11 protein-coding genes are annotated in these 14,291 nt (G+C 57.8%); all 11 read left to right on the forward strand.

The features are described from left to right. Window positions 1-67 precede the first annotated feature (67 nt). The 11 genes from OZX62_RS02130 to pstS all read left to right on the forward strand — a co-directional run bounded on the left by OZX62_RS02130 (window position 68) and on the right by pstS (window position 14,222). Window positions 68-940, forward strand: a complete 873-nt coding sequence (locus OZX62_RS02130; protein ID WP_277176405.1) for an aldo/keto reductase — start codon at window positions 68-70, stop codon at window positions 938-940. 376 nt (window positions 941-1,316) lie between these two features. Further along, on the forward strand, window positions 1,317-2,807 hold the full coding sequence (locus tag OZX62_RS02135; RefSeq protein WP_277176998.1) for a U32 family peptidase: 1,491 nt from the start codon (window positions 1,317-1,319) through the stop codon (window positions 2,805-2,807). Window positions 2,808-3,011: 204 nt separating this feature from the next. Further along, window positions 3,012-4,226 carry a polyphenol oxidase family protein gene (locus OZX62_RS02140; protein WP_277176406.1) on the forward strand — a complete coding sequence of 405 codons (1,215 nt, stop codon included), beginning with the start codon at window positions 3,012-3,014 and terminating at the stop codon, window positions 4,224-4,226. A gap of 52 nt (window positions 4,227-4,278) precedes the next feature. Continuing rightward, entirely contained in the window at window positions 4,279-4,992 is a 714-nt protein-coding gene (locus tag OZX62_RS02145) for a pyroglutamyl-peptidase I (RefSeq protein WP_277176407.1), read from the forward strand. Between the two features lie 138 nt (window positions 4,993-5,130). Further along, window positions 5,131-7,026 carry a cell division protein gene (locus OZX62_RS02150; protein ID WP_277176408.1) on the forward strand — a complete coding sequence of 632 codons (1,896 nt, stop codon included), beginning with the start codon at window positions 5,131-5,133 and terminating at the stop codon, window positions 7,024-7,026. Window positions 7,027-7,307: 281 nt separating this feature from the next. Then, window positions 7,308-8,645 carry a C1 family peptidase gene (locus OZX62_RS02155; protein WP_277176409.1) on the forward strand — a complete coding sequence of 446 codons (1,338 nt, stop codon included), beginning with the start codon at window positions 7,308-7,310 and terminating at the stop codon, window positions 8,643-8,645. 291 nt (window positions 8,646-8,936) lie between these two features. Next, window positions 8,937-9,134, forward strand: coding sequence for a hypothetical protein (locus OZX62_RS02160; protein ID WP_277176410.1), 198 nt, complete (start codon window positions 8,937-8,939; stop codon window positions 9,132-9,134). Between the two features lie 100 nt (window positions 9,135-9,234). Continuing rightward, a complete protein-coding gene (locus OZX62_RS02165; protein WP_277176412.1) occupies window positions 9,235-10,371 on the forward strand; it encodes a 3-deoxy-7-phosphoheptulonate synthase in 1,137 nt (378 codons plus the stop codon). 268 nt (window positions 10,372-10,639) lie between these two features. Next, window positions 10,640-11,917: a 3-deoxy-7-phosphoheptulonate synthase gene (locus OZX62_RS02170; protein ID WP_277176413.1), complete on the forward strand. Its 1,278-nt coding sequence runs from the start codon at window positions 10,640-10,642 to the stop codon at window positions 11,915-11,917. Between the two features lie 138 nt (window positions 11,918-12,055). Beyond that, entirely contained in the window at window positions 12,056-12,748 is a 693-nt protein-coding gene (mtnN, locus tag OZX62_RS02175) for a 5'-methylthioadenosine/S-adenosylhomocysteine nucleosidase (protein WP_277176414.1), read from the forward strand. 352 nt (window positions 12,749-13,100) lie between these two features. Further along, a complete protein-coding gene (gene pstS / locus OZX62_RS02180) occupies window positions 13,101-14,222 on the forward strand; it encodes a phosphate ABC transporter substrate-binding protein PstS (protein WP_277176415.1) in 1,122 nt (373 codons plus the stop codon). Window positions 14,223-14,291: the final 69 nt, after the last annotated feature.

The raw sequence follows: 14,291 nt of genomic DNA on the forward strand, positions 1-14,291 counted from the left end.
AGAAAAATCCGCTTGGCTACGTAGGCTGGAACCATAGGTTTATCGCATTGCCAGACAAAGGAGCAACATGGTATTACATCGTAACTTGGGTCCGTTCGACACCACCGCCATCGGTTTGGGCGAGATGCCGCTGACCATCGAAAACAACCTGGGTGAGGCCAAGGGCATCGAGACCATCCATGCCGCACTCGACGCCGGTTGTCGCCACATTGATACGGCGTGGTCCTATTACTGCTCCGGCGGCGAAGAGCAGACCGGCGAAAAGCTGGTGCGTCGCGCCATGGAAAGCTGGGACGGCCCAAAGGATGAGGTCACCATCGCCACCAAGGTCGGCCATTTCCGCAACTTCGCCGACGACGGCACAACCCCGACCTGGGGCGTCAATGGCCAGCCCGAACACCTGATCGAGGCCGGCAAGCAGTCGGCGCTCGCGCTCGGCGTCGACACCATCGACCTGCTCTATTTCCATCGCCCCGACCCGTCCGTTCCTTATAACGAGTCCATCGAGGCCATCAAGCAGCTGCTGGACGAAGGGGTGGCCAAGGAGGCCGGCATCTCCAATGCTTCTGTCGAACAGATCGACATCGCCCGCGGAATTTTGGGCGACAAGCTCATCGCGGTGCAGAACCAGTTCTCGCCGACTTACCGTTCCACGCAGGATACGTTGGATTACTGCGAGAAGCTGGGATTGGCGTTCGTCTGCTGGAGCCCGCTCGGCGGCTATCGCAAGGCCAAGGACGAGACCAAGTACGACCCGTTCCGTGAGGTCGGCCGCGCCCACGGGGTGAGCCATCAGCAGGTCGTGCTCGCATGGGAACTGAGCTTGGGCAAGCATGTCTTCGTCATTCCCGGAGCCCATCGCCCGGAGACGATTCTCGACAGCCTCAAGGCCGGTGACCTCGAGCTCACCGACGAGGAACTCGCCACATTTAACGCCTGAAACCGTCGAACTGTTCTTGCAACTAATAGGGAAGGTGCAATGTGATGAAAAGTCGCATTGCACCTTCCCTATTTGCCGCTGCAGCGTTGGCGACTTCTCAATGCGTTGTTTCCCGCACTCCACACACATTTGTGCGGGAAAAGTCGTAAAAATAAGTCAGGAATACGTTGTTTCCCGCACAATAGACCCGGTTAGTGCGGGAAAGGTCGTATTCACACGTTCAAGGTGTGCTGCGATGTTTTTGGGCTGCGGCGTTATACCGCGAGTTACCGTGGCCGCGTCGGTTTAGACTGGAACGGTGCAATCGGGCAAGTATGAGAAGAATAAGGATGATGTGATGGCCGAGAACAGCAAAAGCAAGCTGATTCAGACGACGATGGTACGGCGACGGAAGCCCGAAGTACTGGCTCCGGCGGGCAACTTGCGTGGTCTGAAGACGGCCATCGACTTCGGCGCAGACGCGGTGTATTGTGGCGGCAAGGAATTTGGGATGCGTTCGGCACCGAAGAACCTTTCGATGGATGACCTCAAAGCGGGCGCGGAATATGCCCACGAACGCGGGGCTCGAGTTTACGTGACCTGCAACGTTCTGCCGCACAATAATGAGGTCGAGGACATCAAGACCTATATCGTCCATCTCGCCCAGACGGGCATCAACGCGCTGATCGTCACCGATATCGGCGTGATGATGGCCGCCCATTCCATCGCCCCGCAGCTCGAGCTCCACGTTTCCACGCAGGCCGGCGTCACCAACTATCTGGCCGCCAACGCTCTCTATGAACTGGGCGCTCGTCGCGTGGTGCTGGCCCGCGAACTCGATTTGCAGGCTATTCGTGACATCCGCGCGAACATCCCGGAGGATATGGACATCGAGTGCTTCGTACACGGCTCGATGTGCATGGCGTTCTCCGGTCGCTGCCTCATCTCCAACTACATGAACGGGCGCGACGCCAACCATGGCGAATGCTCGCAGCCCTGCCGCTGGAAGTACCACGTCGTCGAGGAGAAGCGCCCCGGTCAGTTCTTCCCGGTCGAGGAGAACGATGAAGGCACGTTCCTTTTCAATTCGCAGGACATGTGCATGCTCGACCACCTGGACGATATGATCGACGCCGGCGCCACCAGCCTCAAGATTGAAGGGCGCGCCAAAAGTGCGTATTACGTTGCGTCGATGGCCAACGCCTACAAGTGCGCGGTCAATGAATATATGGTGCAGCGTGGTTTCGAGGACGCGGACGGCAACCAGCTCAAGCCGTTCCATGACATGGTGCGTCGTTCCGACGTCGTACGGGTGACCAAGGCGGTCGGCCAGCTCGAATCCAGCGGATCCATCGGCTTCCACGGTGTGCAAAGCGCCGGTGCCGAAGCTGCCGCCAAGACCACGATTTCCGCGACCGTGCCGGCTTTGGTCGGTGAGGAGGCCACGAAAGCGCAAGGTTACGCCGAACCGAAGCACGTCGAACTGCCGCAATGGCTCAAGGACGAACCCTACAAGGTTTCGCACCGTGACTATTCCACAGGTTTCTATTATCCGGAGCACAAAGCCGGGCAAAACACGGACCGCGGCGGCTACTTCCGCGACTGGCTCGTGGTCGGCGAGGTCATTAGCTACGACGAAGCGGCGCAACGTTTGACTTTGATGAGCCGTAACAAGATTGAACCCGGCCAGCTCATCGAATTCCTGATTCCCGGGTGCGAGCCGGTTGATTATACGGTTGCCAGCGGCGGGATGGAAGATGCCGACGGGCAGCCTGTCGAGGAAATCAACAATCCTGCGCACGTCTTCTCAATGCCGCTGCCATTCGCGATTCCCGAGCATTCGATGATTCGTTCCCACGCGAAACAGCGCACGCTTAAGGCCGAATAGTCTTGATGGTCGTCGCAAGGGCTGTGCACGCGAAGGGATGGCTAGGCAAGCTGACCAACTGGTATAACAAATTCAAGCAATGGCCGCGCACGCAAAGCGATGTCTGCCATTGCAGATTTGTGATGGATATGAGTCTCTGCCACTCTATGCCGGTTGAGCTATCGGCAAGATGAAACGACTCAGGCACTCGGTAGAGTTGGGCTTATGAGCGATTCCATGAACCAAACCTCCGAAAACGGCCAGTACGATGACGCGATTCTCGACAGCAACGCCATCGCGCCGGTTGATAAGGCTGGCAATCCCATTCCCGTCACGATTCCCATCGACCTGGCACCCGGCGTCAAGGTCGTTTACGCCACGCGGCTTGGAGGCGTGAGCACCGGCGATTGGGGAGATCTCAATCTTGGCGGCAAATCGGGCGATAACCCTGCCGCCGTGAAGGCCAACCGTGTCGCGCTAGCCGAGGCCGTTGGAGCGCCGCTTTCGTTGGTGGCGCAGGTTCATTCCGGCAAAGCCGTCGATATCGACAAATTCTTCGAGCGCAACGCACCATATGGTTGCGATCGTTCCGGCACGATTATCGATTCCAGCGACGCTAATGGTGATGACAGCGCGAATGCCGACGATGCCAATGAAATCGTGGTAGAACGCGACATCAAGGAAATCGATACCGATAACGGGGCCGAAATCGAGACAACCGAAACGCGCACAGAAATACTCGAATCCGATAATGCAAAAAATGATGAAAATTCTTCCGCTGGAACGACAGATGCCACGAACCAGCCGGCAGCCTACCCAAGACTCGAAGCGGATGCTGAGGTCACCTCGAAAACCGGCGTGGCGCTAGGGATGTTCGCCGCTGATTGCCTGCCGGTGCTGCTGACCGACCCGCAAGCCGGTGTCATTGGTGCGGCTCACTGCGGGCGCAAAGGCCTGCAACGTGGGGTCATTGGTGCCGCCGTCGATTTGATGGTTTCCAAAGGCGCGAAGCCGGAACGTATTGTGGCCACGCTCGGCCCCTGCATCTGCGGCGATTGCTATGAGGTGGGCGATGAGATCGCCGACGAATTCGACGCGCAATTCCCCGGAACCTTCACCCTGACCCGCTTCGGCGGCCCCGGCATCGATATCGCCAAAGCCGCGTTGCAGGAACTAGCCAAGGCCGGAATCCCGCGCGACAATGTCATCGATTCCACCCCACGCGTCGGCGCTGCAACGCAATATCTCGACCAGGATACCGAACTTGCCACGCTGTGTGCCGCCGATGGCGAAGGCAGCCCGAACTTGAATGAACGCATCGGCGAGGTGCGCCACAGCCTGTGCACGCTCGAAAATCCGCTCTGGTACTCGCATCGCCGGGCAAGCCTCGCACATAAAGCCCACGAAGGCCGACTGCTCGCGCTCATCGTACGCGAATAGAAAACCTTCTGTTGCAATATTCAGCACCATACTCCGCGCTAGACTTGGAACCATGGAACACTTGAACGTTGTCATCTCCGGTTTCAATCCCTACGAAGGGATCAAAAACAACCCTTCGCACGTGGTGCCGCACGCGCTGGTCGACCAAGGACTCGGCGATGTGTCTGCGCTGGAAAGCGATGATGTATTACGTGACGTGGATATTTCGATCAATGCCGTCGACCTGCCGGTGGACGTCAATGAGTGCTGGCCGCAACTCAGGGAAACGCTGGAGGCGACGCACCCCGATATTGTCGTCGCCACCGGTCTGAAGGCCGCCTCGCGCGGGATTCTCTTGGAACGCTGCGCCAACAACATCATCGACACGGCACGCACCACGATTTTGGGCGAGATGACCGGCCTTCCCGCCGACCCTGCCGATGAAGCGTCGCGCAAACCGATCGCTTCGAACGGGCCAGCCGCATTTTGGACGCGTCTGCCGTTGCGTTCCATTCTGGAGGATTTCGCAGCCGAGGAGATTCCCTCCGCGCTGAGCTCGGACGCCGGTACGTTCGTGTGCAACTCGCTTTTCTACAACCTGATGAAATGGACGGCCTCGCAGCACAAGGTGCTTTCCGGCTTCGTCAGCCTGCCGATCATCAACGAGGAGCCACATCCGCAACACGGTTTGACGCTGGATCAGCAGGTCGAAGCGTGCCGCGTGGTGGTCAGGCAGACCGCTCGTTACTTCCTCGAACCGACGTCGTCCAATATTCTTATCGCCTGATAAACGCCGAATCGCGTGGTGTCTGTGTGGATTAAATGCATTTGGACAGAAATTTTCCTAAAATATACTACAATGAGCCATTAGTATTTATCAGCTTTCAAAAACTGCGACAGAAGTCGCAAAGCGAAAGGAATCACCATGGCGGATGACCGCTTCACGACAGAATTGCGCGGGTATAACAAGGAGCAGGTGGATCAGGAGCTGGCTGCCCTGCAGCAGACGCTCGACCGCATGCGTTCGCAGGTCGATTCCAGCGACCAGACGATTTTGCAACTGCGTGCCCAGCTCGAAGAGGAAAAGAAGAACTCCAAGAAGGCTTCGCAGAACAGCTCGTTCGCGTCTTTGGGAGCCAACGCGCAGCAGATACTCACCAGCGCCGAGCAGACCAGCACGGAGCTAATCAACCGTGCCAAGCAGGACGCCGCAAGCACCCGTGCCGCCGCTCAGCACCAGGCCGAAACGCTGATTAACAACACCAAGCTCGACGCGCAGCACATCACCGACGAGGCCAATTCCAAGGCAGCCACCATTCTGGCCAAGGCGCAGACCGAATCCGAGTCAATCACGACTTCCGCCAAGCAGGACGCCACCAGGCTGCGCGAGGAGACTGCGAAGAAGGTCACCGAGCAGCGTGACACCATCGAAATCGAGCTGACCAACTCGCGCGAAGAGCACAACAAGCGCATGGCCAGCGAAAAGGCCAAGCAGGACCGCGAAATCGCCGAGCTGAAGGCCAAGACCACCCAGCAGGTCGCCGAGCAGCGTAAGGCCGCCAACGACGAGGTCGCCAAGCTCAAGAGCGACGCCAGCGACCAGATCGAGACTGCGCTGGCCGAAGCCAACAAGAAGCTCGCCACCGTGCGTGAGCAGGTTTCGCGTATGACCACCGAAGCGCAGCGCAAGGCCACGGAGATCACCGACGACGCGAAGGCGAAGGCTCAGGGCATCACCGACGAGGCCGAAGTGCAGCGTACCAAGACCATCAGCCAGGTCAACGCCGAGGTTGAGCAGATTCGTACCGACATCTCCAAGCAGCAGGAAGAAGCCACCGCCAAGGTCAATGACCTCTTGAAACAGCTGGAAGAGAGCCGTGCGGCCGCGAAGAAGGAAGCGGACAGTCTGGTCTCCAAGGCCAAGGACCTGCGCGACGAGGCCGACAACTATACCGTTACGAAGCGTCAGGAAGCCGACCGCAAGGCCGAAGAAATCGTTACGAAAGCCAAGCGTGACGCCGAGGCACGCGTCGAGGAGCGCCGCAAGGCCGCGCAAGGCGAGCTGGACGGGCTTCAGGATCGCATCAAGGATCTTCAGGAGCGCGAATCGACCATCACCCAGCGTGTCACCGAGCTGCGTTCGATGTTCACCAATGCGTTCGCAGGGTTCGGTTTCACTGACGGCAAGGATGCCGAGTCTGGTCTGAATGTGCCGGTGGTCAATGCTGTTGCCAACGACCTTGATGATGCCGCGCAAGAAGACAAGCAGCGGGACGAGAAGAGCGAAGGCGACGGCCGCGAGGAAGCTGAGGCTGATACCGCCCACCAGGCTGCTCCTGCAGCGGCTCCGGCTCCTCAGGCTTCGTCGCGTTCAACGGCTTCGGCGGCTGCTCCGGCAGCGACCCAGATGCCGGCGTCTTACGCGCCTGCGGGTGGTGCAGCCAGGAAGCCGGTTTCGCAGCCTGCGCAGAACAATCGCCAAAACGGTGAAAATACGCAGCAGGCGCAGCAGACCCAAGAGAAACCGCAAAACGAATCTCGCCCTCAGCAAGGCGGCGAGTCCGAGAGCGGTATGAAGCATCTCTCCAATCTGGTGAACAATACTGAAAACAAGAAGCCTGTGGTCAATGAAGCCAAGCCTGCCGCTCCTGCCGGGAATGCTCCTGCCGCCGCCAAGAATGCCCCGGCTGCTGCCCCTGCAAGTCGCAAGGTCGCGGCCAACGCGAAATTCGCAGCCACCAATAAGAGCCGTATCAACTACGACAACATCATCTTCCCTGAGGGTGGCGAACCTGCAGGCGGTGGTCCTGCTGAGGAGTAGTTTCGGCTTCGCTCGATTCGCATAAAACATGAAGTGCGCTGTGGTAATTTGAACCACGGCGCACTTTTGTATTTCTGTACTGTCTTGCCGTATCGTATTTTCGGGTTATGGGCCAAATTCTAGGTATGCGGTAAATATTCCGGCCAATGACTCTATTTTCTGTATTACTTGCTGATATCCCCGGATTTCGAGGCGTGTCTTCACTCTTTATTTCGGTCTGCGTGTCGGATACAGCGCATGGAATATGGTGGAAAGTAAACCAATCAAAGGAGCATTATCTGATGAGTGAAATGAAGCCGTTGAGCGCCGACCGTCTGGGGCAGCTACGGGACGATTTCGAGGGCAAGCCCGTCAACACGCTGGCGATGAACGCCGTCACCACCTCCGGCATCAACCCGGTGGCGCACAATTACGACCGCGCCCGCAGGCTTCAGCGCCGTTTCTCCGTGACCGTCGACAACGGCGAGGTCACCAACCAGAACCGTTCCGGGCGTTGCTGGCTCTTCAGCTCGCTCAACGTAGCGCGCTTCGTGGCCAAGAAGAACCTCAACTTGGACAAGTTCGAGTTCTCGCAGAACTATGCTATGTATTACGATAAGCTCGAGCGCATCAACTACTTCCTGCGCGACGTCGCGAATCTGGTGCGTGCCGGCGAACCGGCTGATTCCCAGCTCATGCAGCACCTGCTTGCCGACGTGATGGGCGACGGCGGACAGTGGACGATGGCGATGAACGTCTACAAGAAGTACGGCGCTGTGCCCAAGGATTTCTTCCCGGAGACCGCGTCTTCGAAGTCGACCGGCGAGATGAACACACAGTTACGTCGCCTGCTGCATGCTGCCGTTGCGCACATGTATGCCGATCCGTCGGCAATCGACCGTGTGGTGGACGAGACCGTCGAGGCCGGCCATCGCATGCTCACCATCCATTTGGGCGAGCCACCGAAGAGCTTCGATTGGGAATGGACCGACAAGGACGGTGCCTTCCATCGCGACGGCGAGACCACGCCGGTCGAGTTCTGGAAGAAGTACGTCGGGTCCGCGCATCTTGAGGATTACGTCTGCCTCGTCGACGATCCGCGTGCCGAGCATGCCAAGGGCAAGAAGATCGGTATCAAGCACTTGGGCAACGTCGTCGGGGGAGACGCGACCGAATATCTCAACGTACCCAACCGGTTCATGAAGGATTGCGTGCGTCGCATCCTTTCCGAGGAAGGCATGCCGGCTTGGTTCGGTGCCGACTGCCATCCGATGATGGATCGCGACAACGGCGCTTGGGCCACCGACCTCTATGAGTACGGCAAGGTCTACGACGTCGATTTCGATATGGACAAGGAAGCGCGCGTGCGCTACGGCGATTCCGCGATGAACCATGCGATGGCATTCGTCGGCGTCGACGTGGCTGACGACGGCGAGACCACCAACCGTTGGCGCGTCGAGAACTCATGGGGTTGCAAGGTGGCTGACAAGGGCTACTTCACCATGAGCGACGATTGGTTCAGCGAATACGTCTACGAGGTCGCCGTCCCGAAGTCGATGCTTCCCGCCGAATACCAGGCTGCCCTTTCCGAGCCGGCGACCATGCTCCCGGCTTGGGATCCAATGGGGGCACTTGCGTAAGAAAAGCCCGGTGGGCTTTTCGTGCGTGCGCCCGTGGCCTCGTCTTAGGACGAGGCCACGCAGAATTGAGTGTTCGCGTAGCGAACTCAATAATTGCAGGGCTCGGAGAGCGTTGGCCTGAGAGAAACAGCCCTGTGGGCTGTTTCTGGCCAATACGCGCCTGAGGCCAGACTCTTCTGGCCTCAGGCAACCATTTAAACCTGATAAAGTAGATTTTAGATATCGGTTAAGCAGGAAAGCTTGCCTAAGAAAATCCTTCACACATCATCGAACAGACAAGGAAGTAAGCCGATGAGAAATTATTTCTGGAATCATCCTGTGGTCGTGGCCATTGTCTTTGCGCTGATTATGTTTGGCGTCGATGTCATTGGCGTGCTCGTCGATATCGAGAGCGTCGACGTGCTTTTGCCCTCCGGTATCAAGGCTGTGATAGCTGCAATCATCTTTTATGCACTGACGCGCTGGACCGCTACGAAATTTAATAAGTGACTATTTGGCTGTATTACTTGTTTAAATCGATTATAATGAATAATCTGTTGCCGATTCGGTTTGGCAGCGGTGAACATCCACGAAAGTAAAGGAGGGAATGATGGCGATTATGCGAGGGCCTGGAAGTTCTGAGGACGAACGTCGATTTAGCGAGGAAGCCGTCTACCCCGAAACCGTGGATGTCAACATCCGCCAGCTTGACCCGATTCCCGCACCACGCGCGTTCCTGAAGGAAACCCCGCTTACCAAGCCGATGAGCGATTTGGTTCTGAAGTCTCGTCAGGAAATCCGCGACATTCTGCATGGTCGCGACGACCGCCTGCTCGTCATCGTCGGCCCCTGCTCGATTCATGATCCGAAAGCGGCGAAAGATTACGCGCAGCGTCTGGCCAAGGCCAATGAAGAGCTCAAAGACCGCCTGATGATTGTCATGCGCGTGTATTTTGAAAAGCCGCGCACCACCGTGGGCTGGAAGGGTCTGATCAACGACCCGGATCTCGATGGCGAATTCAATATCCGCAAGGGCATGCATCTGGCTCGCAAGGTCCTTTCCGACGTACTGGAGCTTGGCCTGCCCGCCGCCACCGAATGGCTCGATCCGATTTCTCCGCAATATCTCTGCGATATGGTCAGCTGGGGGGCCATCGGCGCACGCAACACCGAAAGCCAGGTCCACCGTGAGCTGGCCAGTGGAATGTCGATGCCTATCGGTTTCAAGAATTCGACCGACGGTTCAGTGAAGGTCGCCGCCGATTCCTGCTACGCCGTGGCCAACGAGCATCACTTCCTTTCTATCAACCTTGACGGCCGTGTGATTTCGGCGGAAACCAAAGGCAATCCGGACTGCCACATCGTCCTGCGTGGTTCGAATGAAGGTCCCAACTACGACGCAAAGTCCGTGGCGGAAGCGCTGGAAACGCTGAAGCAATCCAAGGTCACTGGTCCCAGCGAACACGGCCTGGTCATTGACGCCGCCCATGGCAATTGCGGCAAGGATGAGGTGCGCGAGGCCGAGGTGATTGAGGAGATCGCCGCGCGTCTGGCCAAGGGCGAGCCCGGAATCTTCGGCGTGATGATGGAAAGCAATATCCGTGGCGGCCATCAGTCGCCTGCGCCGCTTGACCAGCTGGTCTACGGCCGCTCCATCACCGATTCCTGCATCTCCTGGGATCGCACCAACGAGCTGCTGCATACGCTCGCCGATGCCGTCACCTCCCGTCGCAAGCTCGACCGCTGAATAACCGTTACTGAGGCGAAAAGCACCTTTTGATGTCAAGAAAGGTGCTTTTCGCTTCAACGTTGGTGCGATCACGTGAGAAAAGCACTAAAAAGTGCCCGAAATGGTGCTTTTAGTCTCAGTGAACGCGTAACTGTAGACGAAAAGCACTTTTTAGGCCCCATTTTGGTGCTTTTCTCACGCAATCGAATCCTGGTTCGGTTATGAGTGGGCTATGCTTTGCTGGCGCTATGATTGGTATGTAATCGATGGCTTCGTATGATGGCAAATGTCGAAAACGACTATGGAGAAGGGCTTCGTGATGGGGAACGCCGAAAACAATCCGAATGGCAAACTTGAAAGCGATATCGCTTCGGGCTTGCCCGATGAGAACGTCGACGACGCCAAGAACCGCGCCGCTTTCGAAAAGGCGCTGAAAAACGGCGAAAACCCACTGAAAGTGGCGGGCGTGCCACGCTGGGAAGACGAAGCCGGTGTCAATCGCATCGTCAACCGCCGCGTTTTCGAGCTCGAGCCGTTGCCGACCCCGGCGGATGTGCTTTCGAGCATGCCGCTGAGCGCCGAAGCGACGGATCTCGTCATTCGCTCGCGGGGTGAGATTCGCGATTGCCTTTACGGCAAGGACGACCGCCTGCTCGTTATCGCGGGTCCCTGTTCCATCCATGATCCGCAAGCCGCACTCGATTACGCCCATCGTCTCGCCAAACTGAAGGACGAACTTGGCGACCGGCTTTTGATCATAATGCGTGTCTATTTCGAGAAGCCGCGCACCACCGTGGGTTGGAAAGGCCTGATCAATGACCCGGATCTCGACGGCAGCCACAACATCAAGAAGGGACTGCTGCTCGCGCGCAAGATTTTGCTCGGTGTACTCGACGAAGGTGTGGCCGCGGCGACGGAGTTCCTCGAGCCGACCAGCCCTCAATACATTTCCGACGCCGTGAGCTGGGGTGTCATCGGCGCTCGCAACACCGAATCGCAGATTCATCGTCAGCTCGCCAGTGGGCTTTCGATGCCCATCGGCTTTAAAAATGCGACAGACGGCTCGGTCAAGGCCGCCATCGACGGGTGCTATACAGCCACCCAGCAGCATACCTTCTTCGGCATCGACCACCTCGGCCGAGCCAGCGCCGTCGAAACGCTAGGCAATCCCGATTGCCACGTCGTGCTGCGCGGTTCCTCGCACGGGCCCAATTACGACACCGCTTCCGTGCAGGAGGCGATGCAGGCCATCCGAGGCGAAATGCCCGAAGATTCCGCCGCCTGCCATGGCCTTATCATCGACTGTTCGCATGGCAATTCCGGCAAGGACGAGATTCGCCAGGCCGAGGTCGCGCGCGAGTTAGCCGGGCGCATCGCCACCGGCGAGCCCGATATCACCGGGCTCATGATGGAAAGCAACATCCTCGGCGGCAATCAGCCCGCGGCCCCGCTTTCGCAGCTCGAATACGGCAAGTCGATCACCGACAAGTGCATCGCATGGCCTGAAACGGAACGCTTGCTGCGTGAGCTCGCCAACGCCGTAGACGTTCGTCGTGGTGCGTGAAACCGAATCATAAATAATGTGCTATTGAAGGTTTCTGGCGTGAAATTCTGCCGGAACCGTCATATCGGCATCTGAATATACTTAAAAACAGCCATATTCGAAAATAACTTTGCTTGAAATAACAAGAAACGAGGAACTATGAAGACCGTCGCCATCATCGGAGCCATGGAAGAGGAAGTCGCGTTGATCGCCAAGTCGTTGAACAACGTCGAGCACAACAAGACCGCGAGCCTCGACATCAACGTCGGTACGCTCACCTCCAAGGCCGGCGAGCAGATTACCGTTGCGGCGACGGTGGGCGGCATGGGCCTGGTCAACGCGGCCGCCACCACGCAGTGCCTCGTCGACAACTACCATCCCGACGCCGTGATTTTCTCCGGTATCGCCGGTTCGCTCAACAAATCCATGCACATCGACGACGTCGTGCTCGGCGGCACCCTGCGTTACCTCGATTCCGACATGCGCATGATCGCCCAGTGGAAGCCCGAAACCGAGGAATTCCACAGCGACCAGCATCTGCTCGACGTGGCGAACGCGGCGCTCGACGAGATGGGCATCCACCATATGACTGGCGTGATCGCATCCGGCAACAATTTCATCGGCACTCCCGAAGCCGCCGCCGTGGTCGCCGAAAAGACGCACGCCGACGCCGTGGAGATGGAGGGTGCGGCAGTGGCCCACGTCGCCGCCCGCAACGACGTTCCGGCGCTGGTCATCCGCGCGCTTTCCGACGAGGCCGACACGACCTACGAGCAGTTCAAGGAATTCGACATCTCCGAGTACGCCGACACCGCCGCACGTCTCGCCGTCGATATCGTCACTCGGCTCTGAACGTTCGTTAAGCATTCCGAGCCTTGTTCGCCCAATGAGAAAAGCAAAGGCTCGGATTTCCTGTATTAGAAGGGTTCCTGCGAGAAAAGGTCGGTGGTCTGCCAAGCGGTTGGTCGGTCGCGTCGTAACGATTTGGCCGTTATGTAATACAATAAAACCGTTACGAAGACAATATTTACGGGTGAATAAAACACTGCCAAAAAGCAAAAAGGTCGGTTCCGCATTTGAGGCAAGGTCGGTGGCAGATTTTTCGATTGGTCGGCAGCGAAGTGCGCAAACGCAACTAAAAAACGGCGGAATGTCTAGTGACCGGCGGCAGACCTTCTGTCATAATGAAACGGTGAGCAACATCATGCACAGCACTAAGCTGAAGCGCCTCATCGCTGTTGTTTCCTCGTTTGCGATGATGGCGGCACTTTCGGCCTGCGGTGACAATACCCCGGTCGATTCCTCCAGTGCATCCAAAGGCAAGAATTCCGGCATTTCCGGTGAATTCCACGGTGCCGGCGCTTCCTCGCAGCAGGGGGCTGTGGAGGCTTGGATCGCGACGTACCAAAATCACAACCGCAACGCGAAAATCGCCTATAATCCTTCGGGTTCCGGGGCGGGCGTGAGCACATTTCTGACCGGTGCCACCGCTTGGGCGGGAACTGACGCTCCGTTGAACGACCAGCAGATCGAGCAGTCCAAAACCATCTGCAAGTCCGGCAGCGCTTTCGACGTGCCGGTCTACGTTTCGCCGATTGCCGTCATGTTCAATCTCAAAGGCATTTCCGGTCAGGGCAAGCACCTCAACATGGACGCTGCGGTCATCGCGCGTATCTTCGACGGGAAAATCACCCAATGGAATGATGAGGCCATCAAGGCCGAAAATCCGAAGGTGAATCTGCCCGCCACGCCGATTACCGTGGTCCATCGTTCCGACAAGTCCGGCACGACCAACAACTTTACTTCGTATTTGAAGGCTGCGGCGCCGAATGACTGGGGTTTCCAACCGCAAGAAAACTGGCCGAACGAGGTCGGGCAGGCCGCGAAGGGCACCGACGGCGTGGTCAGCAGCATCGGGCAGGCCGACGGCACCATCGGTTACGCGGACCTGGCCAAAGCCGGTACTTTCGGCACGGTTTCGGTCAAGGTCGGAGCCGATTACGTTGCGCCCGCGTCCGACGCCGCCGCAAAAACCGTGAACGCCTCGCCGCTGCACGCGGTGCCCAAAGGCAGCAAACGCGTGGTGGTGAACGTCGAGTATGCCACCACCGTCGCGGGCGACTATCCAATCGTTTCATCCTCGTATGCCGTGGCGTGCCCGGCCTACAAGGACGCGAAAACCGGTGCGTTCGTGCGCGATTGGCTGAGCTATGTCTTGAGCGACAGTGGCCAGAAGGTCGCAGCGGACAATACGGGTTCGGCCGCGCTTGGGGGAGCGTTGACGCAGAAGGCCTTGAAATCGGTGAACACGATACAGGCGAAATAGTTTGGTATGAGTAAACGAATATCTGAATAATTGAATAACTGAATAACTGGGTAATCAAAATAATTGAAT

The organism is Bifidobacterium sp. ESL0690 (genome assembly GCF_029392315.1).
GTDB lineage: Bacteria > Actinomycetota > Actinomycetes > Actinomycetales > Bifidobacteriaceae > Bifidobacterium.

Bases quoted from the DNA above. Each gene is read 5' to 3' on its own strand.
- OZX62_RS02130 (WP_277176405.1), top strand. From the start codon at position 68: ATGGTATTACATCGTAACTTGGGTCCGTTCGACACCACCGCCATCGGT.
- OZX62_RS02135 (WP_277176998.1), top strand. From the start codon at position 1,317: ATGGTACGGCGACGGAAGCCCGAAGTACTGGCTCCGGCGGGCAACTTG.
- OZX62_RS02140 (WP_277176406.1), top strand. From the start codon at position 3,012: ATGAGCGATTCCATGAACCAAACCTCCGAAAACGGCCAGTACGATGAC.
- OZX62_RS02145 (WP_277176407.1), top strand. From the start codon at position 4,279: ATGGAACACTTGAACGTTGTCATCTCCGGTTTCAATCCCTACGAAGGG.
- OZX62_RS02150 (WP_277176408.1), top strand. From the start codon at position 5,131: ATGGCGGATGACCGCTTCACGACAGAATTGCGCGGGTATAACAAGGAG.
- OZX62_RS02155 (WP_277176409.1), top strand. From the start codon at position 7,308: ATGAGTGAAATGAAGCCGTTGAGCGCCGACCGTCTGGGGCAGCTACGG.
- OZX62_RS02160 (WP_277176410.1), top strand. From the start codon at position 8,937: ATGAGAAATTATTTCTGGAATCATCCTGTGGTCGTGGCCATTGTCTTT.
- OZX62_RS02165 (WP_277176412.1), top strand. From the start codon at position 9,235: ATGGCGATTATGCGAGGGCCTGGAAGTTCTGAGGACGAACGTCGATTT.
- OZX62_RS02170 (WP_277176413.1), top strand. From the start codon at position 10,640: ATGTCGAAAACGACTATGGAGAAGGGCTTCGTGATGGGGAACGCCGAA.
- mtnN (WP_277176414.1), top strand. From the start codon at position 12,056: ATGAAGACCGTCGCCATCATCGGAGCCATGGAAGAGGAAGTCGCGTTG.
- pstS (WP_277176415.1), top strand. From the start codon at position 13,101: ATGCACAGCACTAAGCTGAAGCGCCTCATCGCTGTTGTTTCCTCGTTT.